Consider the following 25,423-nt stretch of genomic DNA (forward strand, 5'->3'; position numbering starts at 1 on the left):
AGCCTTGCAATGTGCAGCCGGGCGGAGGGAGCTTGGGCCAGATGCTAAGTGGTCAGCGGCTGGAACCGACCGGGCGGGGATGCTGCCAGTTCCGACCAGTCGATTTCTTCCTCAAGGCGGTGGTAGGCTTCGTCGCCGATCGTTCCGTCGATGCGCAAACGCTCCAGCGCATCGCGCTGGCTCTTGATGGCGTAGAGACGCAATCTGTCATACTCGGTCGCCGCCTGGGCATCCTCGGGGTTTTCGGCGATGGCGCGCTGGGCGGCATATTGCTCTCGCACCGCCCCGGCCGCGCTCGATGTCTTGCCGCTGAGCACGTCCAGCGCCGCCTGCATGATGGCGACGCGCGCCTGCGCCACCTCCCGGTCGACCGTCCGGTCGAGGTCGAGATTGAGCAGAAGCAGCAACGGTTTCAGGCTGACGCCTTGCAGCACCAATGTGCCGAGCACGACCGTGAAAGCGGCGAGCACGATCGGATCACGGCCCGGAAAGTCGGCCGGCAAGGCGAAGGCTGCCGCAAGCGTCACCAGGCCGCGCATGCCGCACCAGCCGATGAGCACGCCGCCGCGGAATGTCGGTGCGTCCTTCCGCCTGTCCTCGTCGCCCAGACGTGCCAGCGCTCTGAGGATCGCGCCGCAGCCCAGAACCCAGACGAGCCGCGATACGATGACGACGGCCAGCACAGCCAGGGCAAAGACGAACGCCTCGCTTTGTCCTTGCTCGGCAAGTCGGCCGACGATGGACCGCGCTTGCAGGCCCATCAGAACGAAGGCCAGCACGTTGAGCACGAACACCGCCGTCTCCCAGACCGAGTAGGAACTGACACGATTCCTTGCCGGCATGCGGCGCGGCGATGTACGTGCGATCGTCATGGCGTAGACGACGATCGTGATGATGGCGGAAAGCCCTATCCTGTCGGCCAGGATCCAGACGCCGAAGGTTGAGGCGAATTGCACCACGGTGCCGCTCGCCGGGTCGTCGATGCGGCCGAGTATGGCGAGAGACAACCGGCCGAGCACATAGCCTGCGGCAAGGCTGCCGACCGTCGACAGCAGGATCATTGGAACGGCACTGCTCAACAGGATGGTGCCGGCGGCTGCGGAAACCGACATCCTGTAGATCAGCAGCGCCGTGGCGTCGTTGAGAAGGCTCTCGCCTTCCAGGATGGCGGTGATGCGGTGCGGCACCTTGAACTGTCCGAGCACGGCCGCCGCCGCCACCGCATCGGGCGGCGCTACGATCGCGCCGAGCGCTATGGCGGCGGCGATGGGCAAGCCTGCCATCGTCCAGCCGACCAGCGCGACCGTCACGGTGGTGAAGATGACGGCGCCAAGCGCCAGCAGGATGAGCGAAACCTTGTAGCGGTTGAGATCGCGCAGCGACGTGTCATAGGCCGCGTCGAGCAGAACCGGCGCGATGAACAGAGCGAGCGCCAGCCCCGGGTCGATCTCGATGGTCGGGGCAAACGGCAGGAAGGCGATGCCGGCGCCGGCCAGCGCCAGCAATGACGGATAGGGAATCTGCAGACGCCGCGACAACGCGGTCAGGGCGACCGCGATGAGAAGCAGGACAAGGGTGAGTTCAAAAAGCGCCATGCCTTATCGTAGCGGTGAAGCCGGGCGATTGGCACTGCAAAAACGACGACGGCTTTGGCTGCTGGTGAATGGTGAATGGTGAATGGTGAATGGTGAATGGTGAATGGCTGCGTGCAGAGGAATTTCGGCGCGTAAAGCGCATTCTTACTATTCACTGTTCACTATTCACTCTTCTCCTAATGCAGCACCAGCATGTCGCCCGACGAGAACGAAATCTCGGCCTTTTCGCCGACGGCCGGCGGCGGTGTGGCCGGACTGTTGAACGTGTCGAGCGAGACCGTGCTGCCGCCGATGCCGACGCGAACCCGGATGACCGAGCCGAGGAAATGCACCTCGGCGATTTCGCCCCAAAGGCTGGAATCGCGACCGGGGTGTCGGCCGAGCGAGATCGCCTCGGGCCGCAACGCCAGCGACAGCGTGTCGCCGGATTTCGAGCCGTTGAGCTTGCCCTTGAGCGAGACCTCTTGCGAGTTGACGCGCACCTTGCCCGAAGCGGCGTCGGTGACCGTGCCTTCGAGCACGTTCAGCGTGCCGACGAAATTGGCGACGAATTTGGTTGCCGGCCGGTTGTAGATCTCGAACGGCGTGCCGACCTGCTCGGCCTTGCCGCCATACATGACGGCGATGCGGTCGGAGATCGACAGCGCCTCTTCCTGGTCGTGGGTGACGAAGATGGTGGTGATGCCGAGCTTCTTCTGGATCGAGCGGATTTCCTCGCGCAGCGACACGCGCACCTTGGCATCGAGCGCCGACAGCGGCTCGTCGAGCAGCAGCAGTTTCGGCTTGGGCGCAATCGCCCGCGCCAGCGCGATGCGCTGCTGCTGGCCGCCGGACAGTTGGTAGGGATAGCGGTCGCCCATCTGCGGCAGCTTGATGATGTCGAGCATCTCGGCAACGCGCCTGTCGGCATCGGCCTTCGGCATACCGGCGACCTTCAGCCCGAAGCCGATATTCTGCGCCACGGTGAGGTTCGGAAACAGCGCATAGGCCTGGAACACCATGCCGATGTTGCGCTGGTTGGGCTTGAGCCGGGTGACGTCCTTGCCGGCCACGACAATCTTGCCGGCGGATGGCTCCTCGAAACCGGCGACCATGCGCAGCACCGTCGTCTTGCCGCAGCCCGACGGGCCAAGGAAGGAGACGAATTCGCCCGGCTCGACGTCGAGGTTGAAATCCTGCACCACAATGGCGGCGCCGAAGGATTTTCGCACCTGCTGGATTGAGAGGAATGGCTCGGCCATGGCTTTTTCTTTCGGCTTTTCGATCAGTTCGGGCTGTTCGCCGATCGCGGAGCGAAGCGCGACAGGATCTGGATCAGCGACATGCAGCCCCAGGTAATGGCAAAGGCGATGATGGCAAGCGCCGCCGGCTCATAGGCGCGATTGGCGCCGACGTTCTGCAGATAGGGTCCGAAAGCAGGCCGGTTGAGCAGGCTGGCCATGGTGAATTCGCCGATGACGATGGCGAAGGTCAGGAAGGCGCCCGACAGCACCGCGATCAGCACGTTGGGCAGGATGACCCGAGTGATGATCGTGCCCCAGCCGGCGCCGAGGATCTGCGCCGCCTCGGTCAGTGTCCGTACGTCGATTGTGCGAAGCCCGGTGTCGACGGCACGATACATATAGGGCAGCGCCAGTGTCGCATAACCGATGACCAGCAAGGCATTGGCTCCTGTCTCGCTGGCCAGGAACGGCAGCGGTGAGTTCGACCCGTACATTCTGATGTAGCCGAAGACGATAACGATGGCCGGAATGACCAGCGGCAGCAGCGTGATGAACTCGACGACGGGCCTGATCTGCGGCAGCCGCAGACGAATCCAGTACGCCGCCGGCACCACCACCAGCACGCCAAGGACGATGGTGAAGATGGCGGCGACCACCGAATAGATGAAGGTCGCCTGGAAGCGGGGATCGCCGAGCACGACCTGATAGGCATCGAAGGAATACGCGCCGCGCCGCATGCGCATGGAGAATTCCACGGTCGCGATCAGCGGAATGAAGAAATAGGCCGCGCCCAGCGCGAAGACGATCCAGGCCCAGAATCTGCCGGACTTCATTTGAGCCACCTCTCAGAGCGCGTCCGGAACCAGATGTAGAAGACATTGGCCAGCCCAGTGATGACGATCATGCCAAAGGCGATGGCGTAGCCGAGATGGGCATTGTGCAGCACGTCACCGCGGATCTGCGCGTAGAGCAGGATAGGGACGATGTTAAGCGAGGAGCCGGTCAGAGCGTAAGCGGTGGCGATGGCACCGAAGGCGTTGGCGAACAAGAGGATGACGGTGCCGAGGAAACTTGGCCAGATCACCGGAATGACGACCATGCGCCAGAACTGCGCCTGGGTCGCGCCAAGCGTTGCCGCCGCTTCGCCCCATTCCTTCTTCAGCCCATCGATCGCCGGCACGATGATCACCACCATCAGCGGGATCTGGAAATAGACATAGGTCAGCGTCAGGCCCCAGAACGACAGGATGTTGAAACCATGGGCATAAATGTTGAAGCCGACCAAGACGTTGAGCAGCACCGTGGCGAGCCCGAGCCGGCCGAGCGTCGCGAGAAAGGCGAAGGCCAGCGGCACGCCGGCAAAATTGGAGGCCACGCCGGAAAAGGTCAGTGTCGCCGAGCGTATCCACTCCGGCAGCCCGCCGCGCACGATGGCGATGGCAATGGCAAGTCCCGCGAAAGCACCGATCAGCGACGAGGCGAGGCTGACCTTGATTGAGATCCAGTAGGCGGCAACGATCGACGGCTGCGCCAAGGCCGCTATGTTTTCGAAAGTGAATTCGCCGGCATCGTTCCGGAATGCGCCCAGCATCAGATAGAGCGTCGGCAGGATCAGGAACATGATGGCGAAGATGAAGAAAGGCGCAACGCCAAGCCATTGCGTCGGCAGCCGCATGCTGCGGGCGTCGGCAGGAGGCGCGGTCTTCCCGGCAACAGCGTGATCGGACAACGAGATATCGGTCATGCGCCGGCTACCGTCCTGGAGGTATGCCGGGCGGCCATCTAAGCCGCCCGGCTGATCTCAAGTCTTACTTGACGTTGGCGCCGACGACGGCATCCCAGTTCTTGGTGATGGCTTCCTTGGCCTTGCCCTGCTCGTCGAGCGTCGGGAACACCGCGGCTGCATAGGACTCGGCCGGCGGCAGCTTGGCCATCACGTCAGCCGGGAGCTTGCCATTCTTGGCGAGGTCGTTGAAGCGGATCGGGTGACAATAGCCCTTCAGCCAGCCGACCTGGCCTTCGTCGGAATAGAGATATTCCAGCCACAGCTTGGCAGCATTCGGGTGCGGCGCATAGGCGCTGATCGCCTGAACATAGACGCCGGCGACGACACCGGTCTTCGGCACGACGACGTCGACCGGCGGATTGCCCTTCAGCGTATCACGGCCGGCAAGCGCGTTGTAATCCCAGGTTACCAGGATTGGCGTCTGGCCTTGAGCAAGCGTCGCGGGCTTGCCGATGACCGGCACGAAATTGCCGGCGGCGTTGAGCTTCTTGAAGAAGTCGAGACCAGCCGTGCCGGCGGCTTCGCCGGCAGCCGCACCGCCGGAAAGCCCGGCGGCATAGACTGCCTGGATGGCCTGGTTCGAAGCACGCGGGTCGCCGGCGAGCGCCACGGTATTGGCGAATTCCGGCTTCAGCAAGTCGGCCCAGTCGGCCGGCGCTTCCTTGACCAGGTCCTTGTTCACCAGAAACGAAAGCACGCCGTAATAGTCGCCGGTCCAAAAGCCTTCGGCATCCTTGGCGCTGTCCGGGATCGAGTCCCAGGTTGATACTTTATAAGCCTGGATCAGGCCATCCTTCTTGGCGGTCGGGCCGAAGCTCAGGCCGACGTCGATGACGTCGGGCGCTTGCGGGCCCTTGTTGTCCTTGTTGGCCTTGATCGCCTCGACCTCGTCGCCGGAGCCGGCATCGGGGTTGAGCTCGTTGACGGTGATCCCCGGATATTTTGCCTTGAAGCCGTCGATGACCGCGCCGTAGCCGCACCAGTCATGCGGCAGCGCGATGGTGGTGAGCTGGCCTTCAGCTTTGGCTGCGGCGACCAGTTCATCCATGGACTGGGCCGACGAGATGGCAGAGGTCGCCATCAGGGCGACGGCCGAAAGGGAAAGCAGTTTTCCCGTGAATTTGAACATGTGTTCTCTCCGTTGAACTGACGCCGTTGGACGCCTGCGATGCGGTATCGTTTTCGTGTGACAGCCAGATGAAAGCTTTGTGAAAGCGATGCCCCGCAGTATGAAAAAGTAAACTCTTTTTAACCGGCTGTAGCAATCGCTTCGCGATTCTTTTTCCGGCTAACTAGTTTCGATCTTGCCTTTCATCTTTCCCCCTTTCCTTTGCCTCTTTTCTCAAGTCGATTTCCGATGCGAAAATTGTCTCAGACGGTGCCGGCGATGGCGTTTTCGAGCAGCGTCAGCGCCGCCTTCTTGGTCAGCTTGACCGGGTTGCCGCCGGCGGTCGGATCGACCACCGCCATGTCGGCAATCAGGCCCTTACGCTTCTTGTCCATGTCGAGCCCCTTGATCAGGCCGGGCAGCGCATGCGGCACCTTGAGCTCCTTGCGCAGCTTGATGATCGCCTTGGCAAAACCGTCGAAGCCGCCCTTGATGCCGCAATAGGCGGCAAGCCGGGCGATGCGCGGCTCGATCGCCTCGCGGTTGAAGGCCAGCACGTAGGGCATGAACACGGCGTTGGTCATGCCGTGGTGGCTATCGTAGAGCGCGCCGATCGGATGCGACAGCGAATGAATCGCTCCAAGCCCTTTCTGGAAGGCGGCCGCTCCCATGGCAGCGGCGCTCATCATGTTGGCGCGGGCGACCAGATCCTTGCCGTTGGCATAGGCTTTCGGCAGGTTTTCGAAGACCAGCCTTATGCCTTCCACGGCGATGCCGTCGGCCATTGGGTGATAGCCCGGCGCGCAATAGGCTTCGAGACAGTGAGCGAGCGCATCCATGCCGGTGCCGGCGGTGATGAAGCCCGGCATCCCGACCGACAGCTCCGGATCGGCAATGACGATCGCCGGCAAGAGCTTTGGATGGAAGATGACCTTCTTGGTATGGGTCGCTTCATTGGTGATGACGCCGGCGCGGCCGACTTCCGAGCCGGTGCCGGCGGTGGTCGGCACGGCGATGATCGGCGCGATCGCATCGGCATCGGCGCGTGTCCACCAGTCGCCGACGTCCTCGAAATCCCAGACCGGCCGTGTCTGCCCGGCCTGGAAGGCGATCAGCTTGCCGAGGTCGAGCGCCGAGCCGCCGCCAAAGGCAATGACGCCGTCATGCTTGCCCTTCTTGAACACGGCAATGCCGGCGGTCAGGTTGGAATCCACCGGGTTCGGCTTGACCTCGGAAAATACGCCATAGGGCACCGTGGCGTCGTCGAGGATCTTCAGCGTCGAGGCCACCACCGGCAGCCTGGCCAGTCCCGGATCGGTGACGAACAGCGGCCGCTTGATGCCGGTCGCCGCCAGCACCTCCGGCAGCTCCTTGATGCGTCCGGCGCCGAAGCGGACGGTCGTCGGGTAATTCCATTTGGAAACGAGTTTTGTCATTTCGACCTTCTTGACTGCTTTCGTGCTCTCGGATGTCGTCAATTCACAAAGGTATTGGCCACACGGTCTGACCGCATCATGTACGGAATCCAGATGGCTGCGGCCCAGACGGAACGGTAAATTCCGCGCATCGTTTCGCTGTCGAACGCATCAGCCAAGGTTGGAAAGCTCTCGCGAAAAACCAGATGCGCGGCCCATGGGTCGAGGATGGCATATACCGGCATCGCGACTGCCCAAATCATGTACCAGCCCGGGAATATCTCCCAGCGCTTGAACATGAAGAACAATAACAGGACCGGGGCTGTAAGGCTTAGAACGCCTGCTGTCACCAGTTCGGCAACGAGCAGCGCACCTTGAGAAAAACTGAAGGCCTGCCAGTCGAAGCCGAGATAGTCGGTATTGTGCAGTTGTACCAACCCCAGTATCGGCGTGAGCATCAACCCGAGCATCGGCAGGACAAGCCATCCGCCGATACCCTCGGGACCCTCACCATCTGGCAGCGCCGATTGTTGTGTATCCGCCATTACTCCCCCTCAACAGCGATCGCATGCCTGTCGATCGCCACCTTAGATCACCTCGCGCAGATGGTATGATTTCGGCCTGGTCAGATTGTCGTAGCCGATGGCCGACAGTGCCGCGCCCTTGCCGGTGTCCTTGACGCCGGTCCAGACCAGCGCCGGGTCGAGATAGTCGCAGCGGTTCATGAACACGGTGCCGGTCTCGACACGATCGCCGATCGCCGCCGCATGCTCAATGTCGCGCGTCCAGATCGAGGCCGTCAGCCCATAGGGGCTGTCGTTCATCAGCGCGATCGCCTCCTCGTCGTTGCGCACCTTCATGATGCCGACGATCGGGCCAAAGCTTTCCTCGCGCATGACGCTCATCTGGTGGTCGACCTGGGTCAGCACTTCCGGCGCCAGATAGGGCGAACCTTGCCTGTCGTTGGCCACCTTCATATCGATGTGCGCCTTGGCGCCCTTGCGCAACGCCTCGGCCTTCTGCTCGCGGATCAGGTCGGCGAAGCGCGCCTGCGCCATCGGCCCCATGGTGGTCGCCTGGTCGAGCGGATTGCCGACGACGTAGTTCCTGGTCTCGGCAATGAAGCCCTCGACGAATTCATCGTAGACCGTCTCATGCACATAGACGCGCTCGATGCCGCAGCAGCACTGGCCGGAATTGTAGAAAGCGCCGTCGACCAGATTGGCAACGGCATGGTCCATCTTTGCGTCCGGCAGCACATAGGCCGGATCCTTGCCGCCGAGTTCGAGGCCGAGCGTCATGAAGGTGCCCGCCGCCGCCTTCTCGATGGCGCGGCCGCCGGCGACCGAGCCGGTGAAGTTGACATGGTCGATCTTGCCGGAGCCGAGCAGCCTTTCGGTCTGCGCGTGGTTCAGGACGAGGTTCTGGAACAGGCCCTTGGGCAGGCCGGCCTTATCAAACGCCTGCTGAAACCGCTCGCCGACCAACAATGTCTGTGCCGCATGCTTGAGGATGACAGCGCTGCCCGCCATCAGCGCCGGCACGATGGTGTTGACGGCGGTGAGATAGGGATAGTTCCACGGCGCGATCACCATGACGACGCCGAGTGGCACCTTCTTCACATAGCGGCGAAAGCCGTCCTTCGGATTGGAGGCCATGACCGGCTTCAGGGCCGCCTCGGCGATCTCGACCATGTAGCTGACGCGTTCCCTGACGCCGCCGAACTCGCCGCCATAGCGCACCGGCCGGCCCATCTGCCAGGCGATCTCCGGCACGATCTCGTCGGTCATGGCGACCAGCGCTTCCAGCATGGCAAGCATGTATTTGCCGCGCTCGATGACCGGCGTCTCAGCCCACTTCTCCTGCGCCGCCTTGGCACGTTCGACCGCGGCACCGATCGCCTGGTCGGTGGCAAGAGGCCGTTCGGCATAGATCGAACCGTCGACGGGGGATTTCATCTTGACCGTTTCGGTCATGCCTTGGGTCCTCGCATTCTACAATAATGTCGTTGGTTAGCGCCGCCCCTCATCCGCCTGCCGGCACCTTTTCCCGTATACTGACGGGGAGAAGGGACAAGCTCAGCGCCGGGCCGCCTCTCCCCCGTTCTTCACGGGAGAGGCTGAGGGTGAGGAGCGGCGCCAACGTTGCCAGATTATTCAATACCGCTCGAACCCCCTGTGCAGTTCCCAGTCCGTAATCCGGCGGTCGTACTCGAACTGTTCCCAGTGTGCCGTGTGGACGTAATGTTCCAGCACATCGTCGCCGAGCGCTTGCCTCAGCATTTTCGATTCCGCCAGCGTCGCGGTGGCGTCGCGCAATGTCTTTGGAATTTCAGGCAGCTGCGAGGCCTGGTAGGCATCACCGACGAAGGGCTTCTGCAGTTCAAGCTTTTCATCGATGCCGGCAAGCCCGGCCGCGATCAGCGCGGCGAAAGCCAGATAGGGGTTCAAATCGGCGCCGCCGATGCGGCATTCCATGCGGATGCCCTTGGTGCCCTCGCCGCAAAGACGGAAACCGGCGGTGCGGTTGTCCTCGCTCCACATGATCTTGGTCGGCGCAAAGGTGCCGGCCTGGAAGCGCTTGTAAGAGTTGATGTAGGGCGCGAGGAACCAGGTGAATTCCTTGGCATATTTGAGCTGCCCGGCCGCCCATTGCTGGCCGAGCGTCGACAGCGTCCACTCGGCATTTTTGTCGTAGAACAACGGCGTCTTCCCGTCGGCGCTCCACAGCGAATTATGGATGTGGCTGGAATTGCCGGCGAGCCCGTAATTGTACTTGGCCATGAACGAGATCGCCTTGCCTTCGGACTCGGCGATTTCCTTGGCGCCGTTCTTCAGGATGACGTGGCGGTCGGCCATGTCGAGCGCCTCGGCGTAGCGGACATTGATCTCCTCCTGGCCTGGCCCCCACTCGCCCTTCGAATTCTCGATCGGGATGCCGGCCGCCTCCATCTCGTTGCGCAGCCGGCGCATCACGCCTTCTTCCTTGGTGGTGATGCCGATCTGGTAGTCGCCGATATAGGGCGATGCCGTCTCGAGGCCCTGCCAGTGCTTCTTGCGGGCGGAATCGTAGGTTTCGCTGAACAGATAGAATTCGAGCTCGGAAGCGAAATAGCCGATAAAGCCGCGATCCTGCAGCCGCTTGACCTGCTTCTTCAGCATGGCGCGCGGCGAATGCGCCAGGTCATCATGGGTATGGTGGTCGAGCACGTCGCAGATCACCAGCGCCGTCTTCTCCAGCCACGGAACGCGCCGCAGCGTCGCAAGGTCCGGCTTCATGACGAAATCGCCATAACCCTTCGACCAGCTCGCCGCCTTGTAGCCGGGCACCGGTTCCATATCGATGTCTGCGGCCAAGAGATAGTTGCAGCCATGCGTCTCGTCATGCGCGGAATCGACGAAATAGCGGGCCAGGAACCGCTTTCCCGCGAGCCGCCCCTGCATGTCGACGATGCAGGCCAGCACCGTGTCGACCTCGCCGCCGGAGACCGCTTGCTTCAACTGATCGAACGAGAAATTTCCGGCCATTCCTTTGGCACTCCAGCGCTTGTCGTTTCGGGCTTGTCACTTTGAAAAGGAAACGGAAACCCATGGCCGGCACGATGCCGGCCATGCTCATCAGAGAGCGTCAGGCGCCGGCCTCGCCGACAGCTATCTCGGCTGCCTTGATCGCCGCCTGGCGCTTTGCGATCTGGTCGCCGATGGGCGGACCCTGGAAGCGGCGGTTCTCGAAACCGAACCAAAGCACGGCGGTCAGCACAATGAAGCCCAAGGTGATATAGAGCACTTTGTCGTTCGGCGGCTGGATGGCGATGTAGAAGATGATCGCCATGCCGATGACCGACAGGATGCAAAACAGCTTGAACAGGCCGGCGCCGAGGTTCCATGGGCCGGGGTTCGGCCATTTTTCCGTTCCGAAAGCCATCATGCCGAGCACGATCGGAATGATGAAGGACAGAAACAGGAACACCAATGTCGAATTGACGACGATGGTATAGATGTTCGTGCCGCCGACCGAGATGAACTGGGCAAGAAAGACATAGATTACCTCGAGCACAGCAGCCGTCCAAATCGCATTGACCGGCGTGCGCCAGGTCGGGCTGACCTTGGCTAGCGAGGCCGAGCCGACCGGCATGCCGCCGTCACGCGAGAAGGCGAAAAGCATGCGCGAGGCAGAGGTGACCGTTGCCAGACCGCAGAGGAACTGCGCGATCAGGATGCCCAGATAGAGCAGTGTCTTCAGCCACGCCGGCAAGATCGCGTCCATCGTGGCGAAGAACACGCTCCAGCCCTGCTTGGCGCCGGCCGCCAGATCCGGAATCGCCAGTACGATCGCGCACAGCATCACCCAGCCGATCAGCGACGACCAGACTACGGACGAAACGATTGCCCGCGGAACCGAGTGCGCCGCCCTCAACGTTTCTTCCGAAGTATGCGCCGACGCGTCATAGCCAGTGATGGTGTAAACCGGCAGCAGCAGGCAGAGCAGGAAGAGATACGTCATGGAATCGGACTGCGGGAAAACACCGCCGCCCGCGTCGCCCGAATAGTTCGTGAACGTCCACAGCCGCGTGATGTCGATCGCTGGAGCAAACATCAGGCAGGCGACGATCAGCACGGCTGTCGTTGCCAGGATCAGGAAGCCGGAGGCGTCCGTCAACATAGCCGTCAATTTGATGCCGAAATGATTGAGCAGCGCCTGCAACATGGTGATGAAGGCGACAAACCCGACGATCTCACCAGGCGTGCCAGTCATGCCGAAGGCTCCGCCGAAAGTGCCGACGAAGAAGAAAGCAGTACCGATGTTGATGGCGCCGAGCACGGTGATCAGGCCGAGCAGATTGAGCCATGCGGTGAGCCAGCCAGTGAAACGGTTCCCTAGGATGGATGCCCAGTGATAGAGGCCGCCGGCGGTCGGAAATGCAGAGGCGATCTGGGCCATGGCGAGCGCGAAAAATCCCGAAACCATGCACCCGACGATCCAGCCGATGCCAGCGCCGGCGCCACCGATGGACGACGTCGCTTGCGCGAAGGAATTGATGCCGCCTGAGAGGATGCAGATGATCGAGAACGAGATCGCGAAATTCGAGAAGCGGCTCATGCTTCGCGACAGTTCCTGAGCATAGCCCATTCCGTGGAGAACTTTCAGGTCCTCCTTCTTGTCAACTTCGCTGTAACCCGGTGCTACCATTTTAAAGTCCCCTTTTGGTTTCTTAGCTGGCCGATTGAACTGACTTTCCGACTGCGCTTGGTCTGGAGTCCTTGGCCGCTTCGGGCTCCAGATTGAGAAAAATACCGGTGAGCAGATCCGCCCATTTCCGCTGCCCGGCCGCGCCGGCGATCTCGTCGTTGCGGATTTCAATCATTGCGCAGGGCAGCCCGCGCGAGCGCGCATGGCGTTCCAGCGTGAAATAGACCCGGTCGGCCGGCGAATAGGGTTCGTTGACGCCGACGCTGACGCCGGCAAGCCGCTTCAGTGTCGCGATCAGCGGCGCCGCCAGCCGGCGATCCTCGTCGTGGATGATGCCGATGTGCCAGGGCCGGCTTTTGCCTTTGTAGAGCGGCGTGAAGGAATGGATCGAGACCAGCCTGGTCTCCCGCCCGGCCGCCAGGCGCTCGTCGATGACCGTTGCGATCCGCTCGTGAAACGGTCGCCACGCCAGCGCGATGCGCGCCTCCCGCTGGTCGGCCGAAAGTCCCTGGTTGGCCGGGACCACGGTTTTTTCGCTGGCGCTGACCGTCACTATCAGGTCCGGCGCGTCGAGCGGCCGGTTGCAGTCGATGACGAGCCGCGAGATGCAGGTCTCGACCAGCGTCGCATCGAGCGCCTCGGCCATGCGGCGCGCCACCGGCAAGGCGCCGGGATCCCAGGCGATGTGGCGGGAAAGTTCCTCGGCGGCAAGGCCGAGCGTTCCGAATTCCGGTGGAAGGAAATTGGAGGCGTGGTCGCAGGTCAGCACGAAAGGGCTTGATCCGCCGGGGTTCGTCACCCTTACGGTTTCAGGCGATGCAAGGCTGGCGGGCCGTGCTGTCTCCATTGTCTGCTGTCCCCGGGGAGCGCTGTATCGTATGTTACGTATTTTGCCTCATTGCGTCCCTGCGGATGATTTCATACAGTTTGGCCGGCTTTGTCAAACGCGATTTCGATAATGCGCTAACGGCACGGCCAGGGTGGGGAAAAAGCATGGTTTCGAGCATTGCCGAACTGATCTCCGACCGTATCGGCACCATGCCGGCCGGCGAGCGGCGCGCAGCGCAAGCGCTGATCGCCAGCTATCCGCTGATCGGGCTGAAGACAGTCGCCGAATTCTCGGCTACGGCCGGCGTATCATCGCCGACGATCCTGCGTTTCGTCGCCCGGCTCGGCTTCCAGAACTATCCGGAATTCCAGTCGGCGCTGCAAGACGAACTGGCGGCGCAATTGCAGTCGCCGGCTTCGCGCACCCTCAATCCGCCATCGCAGGGCGCCAGCGCCGTCTCGCCAATGCTGGAGGCGACGCTCGACAACATGCGCGAGACATTCCGGCATCTCTCGGACAAACAGCTTGCCGACATCGTCGCCAAGCTAGCCGACCGGCGCGGCAAGACATTCCTGATCGGCGGCCGCTTCACCGACCCGCTGGCGCGCTACATGGCCGCCCACCTCGCCATCATCCAGCCCAACGTTTTTCACCTCGGCGGGCAGGAAAGCGTCTGGCGCGACCGACTGATCGACATGGGCAAGCGCGACGTGCTGGTGATCTTCGACATCAGGCGCTACCAGGACAGCTTGGTCCGTTTCGCCGAGACGGCCAACCAGCGCGGCGTGCAGATCGTGCTGTTTACCGACCAGTGGCTGTCGCCGATCGCCCGCTTCGCCCGCCATGTCATCGCCGGGCGCACCGCCGTGCCTTCGGCCTGGGACTCATCCGCCGCGCTTTTCGTCGTTGCCGAAGCCCTGATCGGCGCGGTCACAAGGCAGCTCGAAGCCGACGGCGCCAAACGCATCCGCGAACTGGAAAGCCTGCGGTAGAGCTCCTCCGGAAAGGCACGCCTTTCGCTTCGGTCTAGTCCACTAGAAAACTGATCATCTGCAGGATCAGGATCAGCAAAAGGACGCCAAAGACAGTCGCAACCACCGCTGCCAGCAGGACGGTGCGTTGTTTCTTACCCATGGCTTCCCCCCCGACAGCATAGTCCCCGTCCACGACTGCGAATATCAGTCCCGCCCCACTGCTCGGCCACCTCCCAACTCCTCAAGACCCGCCTGCGGCTTGGGCGGAGGAGTAATGACGACTGGTTCACGTGCGAAATGAACCGCTTACCAAGGTGCTCGCTAACGGGCACGGCCGCATCATTCATCCGACCCATGTCACGGCCGAATGACCACCTTGCATTTCGGGCTTAACCATTCAGCCGCTAAGCGTGCCCCACTCCAGCTACTTTACCCATGGCAAGCATGATCGAAGTCCGGCTAACCTTGTCGACGTGAAGCCGCTTCCTTGAACCAAAGCGCGGTGAACTGCGCGGAGGAATTCGATGAGCTATCTGGACGAGCTGTTCTCAGTCGCCGGCAAGACGGCGCTGGTCACCGGCGCCGCGACCGGCATCGGCCGCATGGCGGCGACCGCTCTGGTCATGGCCGGCGCCTCGGTGATGATTGCCTCGCGCAAGGGCGAGGACTGCGCCAAGGTTGCCGGCGAGTTGAACGGACTTGGCGCATCCGGCCGGGCGGAAGGTTTTGCCGGCGACGTCTCCAGCGAGGCCGGCATTGCGGCGCTTGTGGCCGAGGTCAGGGCGCGGACCGAGCGGCTGCATATCCTGGTCAACAATGCCGGCATCTCCTGGGGCGCGCCGCTGGAAAGCTTTCCCTACCATGCCTGGGCCAAGGTGTTCGGCGTCAACGTCAGCGCGGTCTTCCACCTGACGCGCGAATTGCTGCCTCTGCTCGAGGCGGCCGCCGGCGATGCCGACCCGGCCCGGGTGATCAACCTCGGATCGGTGATGGGCACGCAGCCGTTGGCCGAAGATGCCTACTCCTACTCGGCCTCGAAGGCCGCGGTTCACCACCTGACGCGCATCCTGGCAATCGAGTTCGCCGCCCGCCGCATCACCGTCAACGCCTTTGCGCCTGGCCCTTTCCAGAGCCGGATGACGGCCTTCGCCACCGGCACCGAGGACCAGGCAAGACACATCGGCAACCACGTTCCGATCGGCCGCATCGGCGCACCGGATGACATTGCCGGCGCAACGCTCTATTTGTGCAGCCGGGCCGGCAGCTATGTCACCGGCGCCATCCTGCCGATCGATGGCGGGCAGTCGGTGCAACACGGGCTGACATTGTTCAAGGAATGAGACGCACGCCATCCGGCAACGAAATGCCGGGGGTGAAGATGGAGGACATCAGCGTGGAACCGATCAGTCTCGATGTGCTTCTGGCCAACGTCGGCAAGGAAGTCGGCGTGTCGCCATGGCGGGTCGTCACCCAGCGCATGATCGACCAGTTCGCCGATGCCACCGACGACCATCAGTTCATCCATTGCGATCCGGAACGCGCCAGCCGCGAAACACCGTTCGGCGGCACCATCGCGCATGGCTTCCTGTCGCTTTCGCTGTTGTCGGCGATGACCTTCGAAACCATGCCGCCGCTGGAAAACAGCAAGATGGGCGTCAATCATGGCTTCGATTCGCTGCGCTTCCTGGCGCCGGTGAAGACCGGCTCGCGCATCCGCACCCGTTTCGTGCTGGCCGACGTCAAGGTCAGGCCGTCGGGGTGGGTGCAGACGGCGCACGACGTGACGATCGAGATCGAGGGCTCGAAGAAACCGGCGCTGACCGCGCGCTGGCTGACGCTGACGCTGATCGAACGCCAGCCGGAAGCGGTCTGACTCTCGTCGGGCTGAGAAGCCCGAATCTATCTGTGCCAAATCTATTTGGCTTCGGCCGCGACGTACTTCATGTGGCGGCTGACCTGCAGCGCAATGTAGACGACCAGTGAACAACCGATTGGGAACACGATCTCGTTGAGGCCGGTTGCGATCGCCTGCGGCATTGCGAGAGCAGCGTCGTTCGCCGCGGCCGTCTCGATGGTCAGCACCGTGATGCCGCCGCCGAATACCGCGCCTATCAGGGCGCCTGCCAGCGCGAAATGGAGCGGACGCGGTTCTTCCTTCGATGCCAGCGACGCCAGTGCCCAGCCGAGCAGCCCGTATTCGATCGCCCGCAGCACACCGAGCGTCGTGAGCGACAGGATGGCCGGCTTTGCCGCCGCGTCCAGCGCGCTGACCATAACCTTTTGCGTCCCTTTGGCGATGCCCATCGCCAGTGGCGCCGAAATCGCACCGATCAGGCCACCGAGCGAGGCTCGCACCTTGGTGAGCGCCGTGCCGAGGCTGACGCCCGCGCAGACGAAGAACGACCAGGTCACGCCTTGCGCCAGTTCGATCAGAACCTGCGTCGTCGCCGGGTAGGCACCTGCCGCAAATCTGACGGTCAGAATGAGAGCTTCCATGGCGAAGCCGAGCGCGATCGCCAGCCATGCGACCATGACGACGCGCCTGAGCGCCATCCTGGCGCGATGAGAAAGCGGGTCCACGTCCGGCACGCCGGACGAAAGCTCAGTTCCGGTCATAACGGCCTCCCGAAACGAAATTTTTGCAGAGCCGCGAATTAGTCTTTGTCTGTAACAGTCCGATGTTGCCGGCTTTATTGCCTGGTTACATCGTTTTGTGAGGTCAAGCCTCTGCTTCACACCGCCCTTGCCCGACGCCGTACAGCGTATATATGCTGCATCCAGCATCAGTCATAAGGCAGTAGAAAGTTGCAGCTAAGCGTCCAGGAGCGCCGCGAAAAACAAAAGGCCGAACTGCGTTCCGAACTTGTCGACGCCGCGCGCAAGCTTGTCCAGGAAGAAGGCTATGACGGCCTCACCATCCGCAAGCTCGCCAAGCGCGTCGGCTATGCGCCGATGTCGGTCTATTCCTATTTCGCCGACAAGCAGGACATCCTGTTCGCGCTGGCCGAGGATGCCTTCGAGACCCTGGCCAGGCGCATCGCAAATCATACGGCCGACGACCCGATCGAGGCGCTCAAGGCGGTGCTTGTCGAATACGCCGCCTTCGGGCTGGAAAATCCCAACGAGTACCGCACCGTCTTCATGACCGAAAAAGTCAAGCCGCCGACCGGCAAGACCTTTGCCGAGATGGAAGGCGGCAACCCGGCGATGAAAGTGCTGATCGAGAGGGTCGAAGCCTGCGTTGCCGCCGGCAGGCTCAAAGGCGATCCACGCGCCATCGCCACCATGCTGTGGGCGGTCGGCCACGGCGCCATCTCGCTGCTGATCACCTTCCCGTTCTACCCGTTCGGCGACCAGACGACGTTCATCACACGGATCGGCGACATCATGCTCGAAGCCATCGCCGCGCACGAGATTGCGCCGCTCACGCCGCCCGTCAACTGCTGAAGAGCGGCGCTCCTCCCGATCTGCAGGATCTTCTCCGAACGATCCGCGCCACAGCGCCGAGCGTTCGGCAATTCTCCGTACGCGTACGATTCTGCTTGAACATCGGGAGTCCAGGGCGTATCTGTACGCAATACCGTACAAGTACGAGAAATTCAATAGCTGAACCGGAGACCGACGATGAAGAAGGCAATCCTCACGCTCGCCGCCCTGCTGGCGCTCTCTAGCGCCGCATTTGCCGGCAGCAGTCAGACAGGCAAGCAAGAAGCGGCCTGCATCGACACCAAGGCTGATGTGAAGCTCGATTGCGCGCCGACCGGATCGCTTGAAAAGGCGGACGCCGCGGCCCACAAGGCCGGCAGCAAGGGCCCGAGGCTCGGCATCGGCATCGACCCGTGGATCGTGCCAAGCAGCTTCTGAGCCGACGGGCGACAACACGCGGTGATGAACCGAAAGGGCGGCAGCAATTACCGGCCGCCCATCGTGCTGCCTCAGCCCTGCTTTTTGTCACCCCGCGCAGATCACTTCTTGCGCTTCTGTCCCACCACGCTTTTGGGCTTGCCGGGTCTTGCCGGTGCGCCGGGAATGGCCGTTCCGGTGATCGATACCGGATCGCTGGCCGGGAATGTATCCTCGAGGCCTTCCTCGAGTTCCTCTTCGATATCCGTCCCAGTGCGCTGCTCGTCTTCGAAAGAGCGCACGGCCGGCGTCTTGACCGGCGACTTCGGCGCGGAGTTCGGCGGCATTTGCGTTCTCCCTCGGCTCGCTGTCGCAGAACGGGCGGGCGCGGCGAACATGCCTATGCTGCCGCGTCGCGCGCCGCCTCCGACAGAAAAGTAAAGACATAATCGGAAAAGGAACGCCAGCATTCGACGCGGAACGCGTCGGCCGCCGTGCGCAACAGCACGATTTCGACCTTGCCGAGAATGGTACGCGACGCCGCCCCGACCGGAAAGACGTCGAGCGACAGATCCTGCGGGCAGCCGGCATTGATCGTCGCCGCGGCAGCCGGACCGGTAACCGATATGGCGACGTTGCGGTGCGAGATGCCGACCGCCGAATGCAGTACGGAAATGCTGGCGCAGTCGGCGAGCGGATCTTTTCCGCTCTCGTCGATGACCAGCCATTCGTCCGGCCCGAGCCACAAGGCCGTGCGTCCGGCCTTTGCCGCCGAGGTTTTCGGCCTTTGCGGCAGGACGACGCCGAGCGCTTTCGAAAGTGCCGCAATCGAGGCTTCCGGCGCGCGCAGCGATATGCGCTCGGCCGGCGGCAGCACGGCAAGTGTAACGCCGGCGGCGGAAAGCGACTGGCCGGCGAGAGCTGGACGGCGTTCGACTGAGGGTCCGGCGGCGTCGGTTTTCAAAGCGGCTTTAGCCATTGAGGCGCTCCCCCTTCTCGTCGAAGAACACCATGCCGGTGACCTCCACCTCGATCATCCCGTCCGGCATCGGCACATAGAGCGTCTCGCCCGTGCGATCGCGGCCGCCGGCGACCAGCCCCAGCGCGATCGAGCGGCCGCAATTTTGCGACCAATAGCTCGAGGTGACATGGCCAATCATCTTCATCGGGATTGCCTGCTTCGGGTCCGCGACGATCTGCGCGCCCTCCTCCAGCACCACCTTGGGATCCCTGGTCTTCAGGCCGACAAGCTGCTTGCGGCCCTTGGCGACCAGGTCCGGCCGCGCCATGCCGCGAATGCCGACGAAATCGGTCTTCTTCTTGCCGACGGCCCAGTCGAGCCCGGCATCGTTCGGCGTCACCGTCCCGTCGGTATCCTGGCCGACGATGATGTAGCCCTTTTCGGCGCGCAGCACATGCATCGACTCGGTGCCGTAGGCACAGGCTCCGTGCTTCTGGCCCTCGGCCCATAGCGCTTCCCAGACCGCCTCGCCATAATCGGCCGGCACGTTGACCTCGAAGCCGCGCTCACCGCTGAACGACATGCGAAACAGCCTTGTCGGCACGCCGCAGATCCTGCCTTCGCGCACCGACATATGCGGCAGCGCCTCATCCGACATGTCGATGCCCTCGACCAGCGGCGCAATGATGTCGCGAGACTTCGGTCCCTGCACGGCAATCACCGCCCACTGCTCGGTGATCGAGGTCAGCCAGACGTTGAGATGCGGGAACTCGGTCTGGAGATAGTCTTCCATATGGTTCATGACCCGCGGCGCGCCGCCCGTCGTCGTCGTCACATGGAAACGGTCGGGTGCAAGCCTGCCGACGACACCGTCGTCATAGATGAAGCCGTCCTCGCGCAGCATGATGCCGTACCGGCAGCGGCCGGGCTCGAGCTTCTCCCATGGATTGGTGTAGAGCAGTTCCATGAATTTGGCCGCATCCGGCCCGACCACCTCGATCTTGCCCAGCGTCGAGGCGTCAAACAGGCCGGCCGTCTTGCGCACCGTCACGCATTCGCGGTCGACGGCGGCATGTATGTCCTCGCCCGGCTTCGGGAAATACCAGGCGCGCTTCCACTGGCCGACATCCTCGAATACAGCGCCCTGGCGCTCGGCCCAGGGATGGATCGCCGTCTTGCGGGTCGGGTCGAACAGGGGACCCCGCGCGTGGCCGACGATCGAGCCGAATGTCACCGGCGTATAGGGCGCGCGGAACGTCGTCAGCCCGACCTGCGGGATCGGCTTGCCCAACGTCTCGGCGGCAATCGCCAGGCCGTGCATGTTGGAGGTCTTGCCCTGGTCGGTCGCCATGCCATTGGTGGTGAAGCGCTTGACGTGCTCGATCGAGCGCATGCCCTCATGCACTGCCTGGCGGATGTCCTTGGCGGTGACGTCGTTCTGGAAGTCGACAAAGGCCTTGACCGTCGTATCCGATCCGGCACCGGGTGCTGCACCCAGCATGCCGCGCGACCAGCTCTCGCCGGCGTCGACCTTCGGCTTGGAGCCCTTGGCCGGCCTGCTGCCGGCGTCCTTGGCCGCCTTGGCGCCCGCTGCATAGGCCTCGTCGATCGTCGCCGACAGCCCGTCGGTACCGTTGCAGGCGCCGACCGAGACGCAGTCCTGCGCATAAATTCCGGGCACGAAGCGCTTGGTCTCGTCATTGAAGGCGACCTTGCCGCGCGATTGCGAGAACAGATGCACCGATGGCGTCCAGCCGGCCGACATCAGAATCGCGTCAACCGGGATGGTGCGCTCGCCGCCGCCATTCTTCGGCTGCACGGTCATCGACGACACCCGCAATTTGCCGCCGGCGCGGATCACCGCGCGGCCGAAATTGACCTCGATGCCGAGCGCCCTCGCCTCGTCGATCGCCGGCCCGGTCGGGTTGTCGCGCAGGTCGACGATCGCCGCCACGTTGATGCCGGCCTTTTTCAGGTCGATCGCCGCCGCATAGGCGGAATCGTTCGCCGTATAGACGCCGATATTCCTGCCGACGGCGACGCCGTAATGGTTGAGATAGGTGCGCGCCGCCGACGCCAGCATGATGCCCGGCCGGTCGTTGTCGGCAAACACCATGTGGCGCTCGATGGCGCCGGTCGCCAGTACCACGCGTTTAGCGCGAACCTGCCACAGCCGCTCGCGCGGCAGGTCGCGGCCGGGGTTCTGCAGATGGTCGCTGACGCGCTCGACCAGCCCGACGAAATTCTGCGCGTAATAGCCGAAGGCCGTGGTACGCGGCAGCACGCGGACATTGTCCATCGCGCTCAACTTGGCGAGAGCCGATTGCGCCCAGGAAAAGCCGTCCTGGCCTTCGATCTTCGCGCCGCTCTCGAAGCGCAGGCTGCCGCCGAATTCCGCCTGCTCGTCGGCAAGGATAACGCGCGCGCCGGTCTCGGCCGCGGCCAATGCTGCGGCGATGCCCGCGGCACCGCCGCCAAGCACCAGCACCTCGCAATGGGCGAAGCGCGCCGAATAGTGGTCGGGATCCGGCTGGTCAGGAGCGACGCCGAGACCGGCAGCGGCGCGGATCTTGGGCTCGTAGAGGTTTTTCCACGCGGCCTTCGGCCACATGAAGGTCTTGTAGTAGAAGCCGGCCGAAAGCATCGGCGAGGCGATGCTGCTGACCGCACCGATGTCGAAAGCGAGCGATGGCCAGCGGTTCTGTGACTGTGCGGTCAGTCCGTCATAGAGCTCCTGCACCGTAGCTCGGACGTTCGGCGTCTTGCGTGCCGCGTCGCGCTTGATCTCGACCAGCGCGTTCGGCTCTTCGGCGCCGGCCGACAGCAAGCCGCGCGGCCGGTGGTACTTGAACGAGCGGCCGACGAGATGGACGCCGTTTGCAAGCAGCGCCGAGGCCAACGTATCGCCCTCGATGCCGGTATAGGGGCGGCCGTCGAAGCTGAAGCCAGCTATCTTTGCCTGTTTGAGCCGCCCGGCGCCGGCAATGCGGAACGTGGCGCTCATTTGGCGGCTCCCGGCAGCTTTACGGGCTTCGGCTCGCCGGCCTTGTAGGTCATCAGGAACCTGTCGCTGACGGTGTCGCGCACGGCGTTGAAGAACCGCGCGCAGCCATGCATGTGCCGCCAGCGCTCATAGATGATCCCCTTGGGGTTTGAGCGGATGAAGAAGAACTTTTCAAAATCGTCGTCGCTCTCGCTGGCGATGTTTGGGGAACGCGCGATATGCGCCTCGCCGGCGTTGCGGAATTCGAGCTCCGGACGCTCTTCCTCGCAATAGGGGCAGCGGATGAGAAGCATCAATCGACTTTCTTGGATTTGGTCGACCCATCATGTGCAGAGCCGTCATGTCTGCCACGATTGGTCACAACATTTTCTTCGGCAGGGCGGTCTTCGACGAGCAATCCTACCGCGCGCAAATTCACTTTGGCTCGATCGACATCAGCTTGCGTTCGTGGTCCAGAGAAGGTTCTTGGGGAACCGATATTCAGAAACGCGTTTTTGAGTATTTTCGGTATGGCAAACGCCCACACGCAGAAAAAAGTAAGTACGCCCACAACTACAAACATGGCCAACATGACCGGATCGACCCCGTTAGCCTCATACCCGACTATTCGAACCAAAATCTCCCTGACCACCAACAGCATGAAGAGCACCGTGACGCCCACGAGGGCCAATCCGAAAAGCATGGTGTGAGTCTTGCGAGTCATTTCGGCTTCAGTGCGCCACCGCTGCCGCCGCCGCCTCGTCGATGAGGCGGCCGGTGCGGAAGCGCTCGATGGTGAAGGGCGCGTTGATCGGGTGCGGATCGTCCCTGGCGATCGTATGGGCAAAGACATGGCCCGAACCCGGCGTCGCCTTGAAGCCGCCTGTGCCCCAGCCGCAATTGACATAGAGGCCGGGCACCGGCGTCTTGGCCAGGATCGGCGAACGGTCCGGCGTCACATCGACGATGCCGCCCCATGAGCGCAGCATCTTCATGCGCGTGAAGATCGGGAACATCTCGCAGATGGCGTCCAGCGTATGCTGCAAAATGTGCAGCCCGCCGGTCTGCGAATAGGAGACATATTGGTCGGTGCCGGCGCCGATGACCAGTTCGCCCTTGTCGGACTGCGAGATATAGGCATGCACGGTGTTCGACATCACCACGCAAGGCACCACCGGCTTGACCGGCTCCGACACCAGCGCCTGCAGCGGATAGCTTTCCAGCGGCATGCGCACGCCAGCCATGTTCATGATCACCGATGAGTGCCCGGCGGCAACCACGCCGACCTTCCTGGCACCGATGAAGCCGCGCGTCGTCTCGACACCGGTGACCGCGCCGTTCGGCGCCCGTTTGACGCCGGTGACCTCGCAATTCTGGATGATGTGGACGCCGCGCGCCGAGGCGCCGCGCGCATAGCCCCAGGCGACGGCATCGTGCCGCGCCGTGCCGCCGCGGCGCTGCAGGGAGGCGCCCATCACCGGATAGCGCGCATTGCGCGAAATGTTGAGCGGCGGGCAGAATTCCTTGGCCTGCTCCGGCGTCAGCCATTCATTGTCGATGCCGTTCAGCCGGTTGGCATGGACGTGCCGCTTCAGGACCTGGATGTCGTGGATGTTATGGGCGAGCATCATGACGCCGCGCGGCGAATACATGACGTTGTAGTTGAGCTCCTGGCTGAGCCCGTCCCACAGCTTCAGCGCATGGTCGTAGATGCCGGCGCTCTCGTCGTAGAGATAGTTCGAGCGGATGATGGTGGTGTTGCGCCCGGTATTGCCGCCGCCCAGCCAGCCTTTTTCCAATACCGCGACGTTGGTGATGCCGTGCACGGTGGCGAGATAATAGGCGGTGGCCAGGCCGTGGCCGCCGGCGCCGACGATGATGACGTCGTATTCCTTCTTCGGCTCCGGCGAGGACCATTGTTCCTCCCAGCCCTTGTGACCGCGCATGGCCTCGCGGGCGATGGCGAATACCGAGTATTTCTTCAACGTCGCAGGCCTCGCAAATGACGGCCGGGCATCCACTCGAACCCCGGCGCGCGAGCTTGTATCACTAGCGAAACCGTGCTGCCAGCCTTGCACTGTTTGCGACGGCGCTTGCCGTTTTGCGCCGTGGTGAAAAAGCCGCATCCGGCAGGTTGATGCAATTGCCTTCCACCGCTATCCGTCGCCTGACGATCGGAGGATTATGGCGGTGGGTAACGTCTGGTGGAATCTGACATTGCGCTTCTTGCTGGAGCTCGCCGCTTTGCTCGGCCTCGGCATGGCGGGCTGGAGCCTCTCAGCGGGCATGTGGCGCTGGATCCTTGCCATGTCATTGCCGTTCGTTGCCGCCGCGCTCTGGGGAATCTTCGCGGTGCCGAACGATCCGAGCCGGTCGGGGCGGGCGCCGATTCCGGTGCCGGGCGGTGTGCGGCTGGTGCTCGAGCTCGTCATCCTGTTCGGCGGCGCTGCCGGATTCCACCTGGCCGGTTACACGACAGCCGGCATTGCCGTCGCCCTGCTGATCGCCGTCAGCTACGCATTTTCGCTCGATCGGCTCGGCTGGCTGCTTAGGCAATAGTCGCCTTGCACCGTTTGCGACGGCGCTTGCCGTTTTGCGCCGTGCTTTCACTGGTCGCTCTTCTGAGCTTCGCCTTTTGAGGGGTCAGCCGGAGCACGCTTCAGGATGGACGGCCCAATCGCATAGGTCGCCCGCAAATAACCTTTGTGGCAATCGGCAGCGATTTGACGAATTTCCGCATCGTCCGACTGCTCCGCCATGGCCACGAAGCGCTCGACGATCACCTCGCGCGGCCTGATAGCCACGGCCGCCGCAAAGCGCCGCAAAACCGCATCCGGATGTTCGAGTAACCGTGGCAGGTCCTTGGAACTCGGCATGACATAATGACCATAGGCGTCGACCAGTGTCGTGAAAGCCGAGTCCGGGCGAAGCGCGGCGGCATTTTCCACCGCAAGCCCTAGCTGCCAGCGCTGTGCAAGGCAGATGAACTGGACGACTCTCCACCGAACGCCGGCATGTTCGTCATCCAGCCGCAGCATCACGCGGCCGAGAATGGCGGCATCGGCCGGCGGGGTGCATCCCAGAAGCGCCTCGATTGCGTCGAAGCGGAGATGAGAAGCTTTGCTATCGAGCAGATCGGCTATCTCGGCGACAACACAATTTAGCTTGTAGCTGAGCCTGGAACCCATTTCGACCGCTATGAACACCGCTGCAGCTTGTGTCTGGCCATTGCTGGAGACCAGCAGCGGCCGGAGGTTTTCGATCGGAAAGCCTTTGCCAAATTCCGAACGAAGAGCCCACGTCAACTCGCTGTCGCCCTCGTAGCCGGGCTCCAGCAACTTGCTCATCATGTCTTGGGGGGTCATTGCAAATGGGTGGCGCGTCCACCCGCAAGTTTGGATGACGACCCGTAGCCTGGTGGCCAGCGGACGTCAAGAAGCGCTGTCGGCCACAGCGCAGGTATCGGGTGGCTCGCACCGCCTCTATCTGCGACCAAGCATCCGATTGCCGGCAAGA

The 25,423-nt window shown here is 62.9% G+C and carries 25 protein-coding genes; 6 read left to right on the forward strand and 19 right to left on the reverse strand.

Going from position 1 to position 25,423, the window contains the following annotated elements; genetic code table 11:
- Positions 1–44: 44 nt before the first annotated feature.
- From NKI72_RS09280 to NKI72_RS09330, 11 genes are all read right to left on the reverse strand, one after another.
- Positions 45–1,595, reverse strand: a complete 1,551-nt coding sequence (locus NKI72_RS09280; RefSeq protein ID WP_352539373.1) for a cation:proton antiporter — start codon at positions 1,593–1,595, stop codon at positions 45–47.
- Positions 1,596–1,771: 176 nt separating this feature from the next.
- Positions 1,772–2,836 carry an ABC transporter ATP-binding protein gene (locus NKI72_RS09285; RefSeq protein WP_352612935.1) on the reverse strand — a complete coding sequence of 355 codons (1,065 nt, stop codon included), beginning with the start codon at positions 2,834–2,836 and terminating at the stop codon, positions 1,772–1,774.
- Between the two features lie 23 nt (positions 2,837–2,859).
- Entirely contained in the window at positions 2,860–3,651 is a 792-nt protein-coding gene (locus tag NKI72_RS09290; protein WP_352539375.1) for an ABC transporter permease, read from the reverse strand.
- On the reverse strand, positions 3,648–4,562 hold the full coding sequence (locus NKI72_RS09295; RefSeq protein WP_023675356.1) for an ABC transporter permease: 915 nt from the start codon (positions 4,560–4,562) through the stop codon (positions 3,648–3,650). The genes NKI72_RS09290 and NKI72_RS09295 overlap by 4 nt, the downstream gene beginning before the upstream one ends.
- Before the next feature lie 64 nt (positions 4,563–4,626).
- The gene (locus tag NKI72_RS09300; protein ID WP_352539376.1) at positions 4,627–5,733 is read right to left on the reverse strand and encodes an ABC transporter substrate-binding protein; all 1,107 of its coding nucleotides are present in this window, start codon (positions 5,731–5,733) and stop codon (positions 4,627–4,629) included.
- Positions 5,734–5,975: 242 nt separating this feature from the next.
- Positions 5,976–7,148, reverse strand: coding sequence for an iron-containing alcohol dehydrogenase (locus NKI72_RS09305; RefSeq protein ID WP_352612939.1), 1,173 nt, complete (start codon positions 7,146–7,148; stop codon positions 5,976–5,978).
- Between the two features lie 38 nt (positions 7,149–7,186).
- Positions 7,187–7,672 carry a DUF2569 domain-containing protein gene (locus NKI72_RS09310; protein ID WP_352767095.1) on the reverse strand — a complete coding sequence of 162 codons (486 nt, stop codon included), beginning with the start codon at positions 7,670–7,672 and terminating at the stop codon, positions 7,187–7,189.
- A gap of 42 nt (positions 7,673–7,714) precedes the next feature.
- Complete coding sequence (locus NKI72_RS09315) at positions 7,715–9,103, reverse strand: aldehyde dehydrogenase family protein (RefSeq protein ID WP_352612942.1); 1,389 nt, start codon at positions 9,101–9,103, stop codon at positions 7,715–7,717.
- A gap of 180 nt (positions 9,104–9,283) precedes the next feature.
- Positions 9,284–10,654 carry a glutamine synthetase family protein gene (locus NKI72_RS09320; RefSeq protein ID WP_352850069.1) on the reverse strand — a complete coding sequence of 457 codons (1,371 nt, stop codon included), beginning with the start codon at positions 10,652–10,654 and terminating at the stop codon, positions 9,284–9,286.
- A gap of 100 nt (positions 10,655–10,754) precedes the next feature.
- A complete protein-coding gene (locus NKI72_RS09325) occupies positions 10,755–12,317 on the reverse strand; it encodes an amino acid permease (RefSeq protein WP_352850070.1) in 1,563 nt (520 codons plus the stop codon).
- Between the two features lie 22 nt (positions 12,318–12,339).
- The gene (locus tag NKI72_RS09330; RefSeq protein ID WP_352818212.1) at positions 12,340–13,164 is read right to left on the reverse strand and encodes an N-formylglutamate amidohydrolase; all 825 of its coding nucleotides are present in this window, start codon (positions 13,162–13,164) and stop codon (positions 12,340–12,342) included.
- 146 nt (positions 13,165–13,310) lie between these two features.
- Between NKI72_RS09330 and NKI72_RS09335 the strand changes: the two genes are divergently transcribed.
- From NKI72_RS09335 to NKI72_RS09345, 3 genes are all read left to right on the forward strand, one after another.
- On the forward strand, positions 13,311–14,138 hold the full coding sequence (locus NKI72_RS09335; RefSeq protein ID WP_352832490.1) for a MurR/RpiR family transcriptional regulator: 828 nt from the start codon (positions 13,311–13,313) through the stop codon (positions 14,136–14,138).
- Between the two features lie 506 nt (positions 14,139–14,644).
- Positions 14,645–15,460, forward strand: coding sequence for an SDR family oxidoreductase (locus NKI72_RS09340; RefSeq protein WP_352832493.1), 816 nt, complete (start codon positions 14,645–14,647; stop codon positions 15,458–15,460).
- A gap of 38 nt (positions 15,461–15,498) precedes the next feature.
- Positions 15,499–15,993: a MaoC family dehydratase gene (locus NKI72_RS09345; protein ID WP_031211357.1), complete on the forward strand. Its 495-nt coding sequence runs from the start codon at positions 15,499–15,501 to the stop codon at positions 15,991–15,993.
- Between the two features lie 41 nt (positions 15,994–16,034).
- Here NKI72_RS09345 and NKI72_RS09350 read toward each other — a convergent pair whose 3' ends face one another.
- Complete coding sequence (locus NKI72_RS09350; RefSeq protein WP_352469493.1) at positions 16,035–16,736, reverse strand: hypothetical protein; 702 nt, start codon at positions 16,734–16,736, stop codon at positions 16,035–16,037.
- Positions 16,737–16,925: 189 nt separating this feature from the next.
- Between NKI72_RS09350 and NKI72_RS09355 the strand changes: the two genes are divergently transcribed.
- Both NKI72_RS09355 and NKI72_RS09360 read left to right on the forward strand, forming a co-directional pair.
- Positions 16,926–17,567 carry a TetR/AcrR family transcriptional regulator gene (locus NKI72_RS09355; RefSeq protein WP_352850072.1) on the forward strand — a complete coding sequence of 214 codons (642 nt, stop codon included), beginning with the start codon at positions 16,926–16,928 and terminating at the stop codon, positions 17,565–17,567.
- Between the two features lie 177 nt (positions 17,568–17,744).
- The gene (locus tag NKI72_RS09360) at positions 17,745–17,984 is read left to right on the forward strand and encodes a DUF680 domain-containing protein (protein ID WP_352469490.1); all 240 of its coding nucleotides are present in this window, start codon (positions 17,745–17,747) and stop codon (positions 17,982–17,984) included.
- A gap of 101 nt (positions 17,985–18,085) precedes the next feature.
- On the opposite strand, the gene NKI72_RS09365 is transcribed toward NKI72_RS09360, so the two are convergent.
- From NKI72_RS09365 to NKI72_RS09390, 6 genes are read right to left on the reverse strand one after another with little or no spacing between them, the layout of a single operon-like run.
- Entirely contained in the window at positions 18,086–18,310 is a 225-nt protein-coding gene (locus NKI72_RS09365) for a hypothetical protein (protein WP_023675341.1), read from the reverse strand.
- 53 nt (positions 18,311–18,363) lie between these two features.
- Entirely contained in the window at positions 18,364–18,942 is a 579-nt protein-coding gene (locus tag NKI72_RS09370) for a sarcosine oxidase subunit gamma (protein ID WP_352539384.1), read from the reverse strand.
- Positions 18,935–21,928: a sarcosine oxidase subunit alpha gene (locus tag NKI72_RS09375; RefSeq protein ID WP_352832498.1), complete on the reverse strand. Its 2,994-nt coding sequence runs from the start codon at positions 21,926–21,928 to the stop codon at positions 18,935–18,937. The genes NKI72_RS09370 and NKI72_RS09375 overlap by 8 nt, the downstream gene beginning before the upstream one ends.
- Positions 21,925–22,221 carry a sarcosine oxidase subunit delta gene (locus NKI72_RS09380; RefSeq protein WP_023675338.1) on the reverse strand — a complete coding sequence of 99 codons (297 nt, stop codon included), beginning with the start codon at positions 22,219–22,221 and terminating at the stop codon, positions 21,925–21,927. The genes NKI72_RS09375 and NKI72_RS09380 overlap by 4 nt, the downstream gene beginning before the upstream one ends.
- Positions 22,221–22,631 (reverse strand): hypothetical protein, encoded by a 411-nt coding sequence (locus NKI72_RS09385; RefSeq protein WP_352469486.1) that lies wholly within the window; start codon positions 22,629–22,631, stop codon positions 22,221–22,223. The genes NKI72_RS09380 and NKI72_RS09385 overlap by 1 nt, the downstream gene beginning before the upstream one ends.
- Before the next feature lie 7 nt (positions 22,632–22,638).
- Positions 22,639–23,892 carry a sarcosine oxidase subunit beta gene (locus NKI72_RS09390; protein WP_352469485.1) on the reverse strand — a complete coding sequence of 418 codons (1,254 nt, stop codon included), beginning with the start codon at positions 23,890–23,892 and terminating at the stop codon, positions 22,639–22,641.
- Between the two features lie 199 nt (positions 23,893–24,091).
- On the opposite strand from NKI72_RS09390, the gene NKI72_RS09395 reads away from it, so the two are divergent.
- Positions 24,092–24,466: a YrdB family protein gene (locus NKI72_RS09395; RefSeq protein WP_352832500.1), complete on the forward strand. Its 375-nt coding sequence runs from the start codon at positions 24,092–24,094 to the stop codon at positions 24,464–24,466.
- 47 nt (positions 24,467–24,513) lie between these two features.
- Here NKI72_RS09395 and NKI72_RS09400 read toward each other — a convergent pair whose 3' ends face one another.
- Complete coding sequence (locus NKI72_RS09400; RefSeq protein WP_352850073.1) at positions 24,514–25,257, reverse strand: hypothetical protein; 744 nt, start codon at positions 25,255–25,257, stop codon at positions 24,514–24,516.
- Positions 25,258–25,423 lie beyond the last annotated feature (166 nt).

This window comes from Mesorhizobium sp. M0437, assembly GCF_040321335.1.
Taxonomy (GTDB): Bacteria; Pseudomonadota; Alphaproteobacteria; order Rhizobiales; family Rhizobiaceae; genus Mesorhizobium.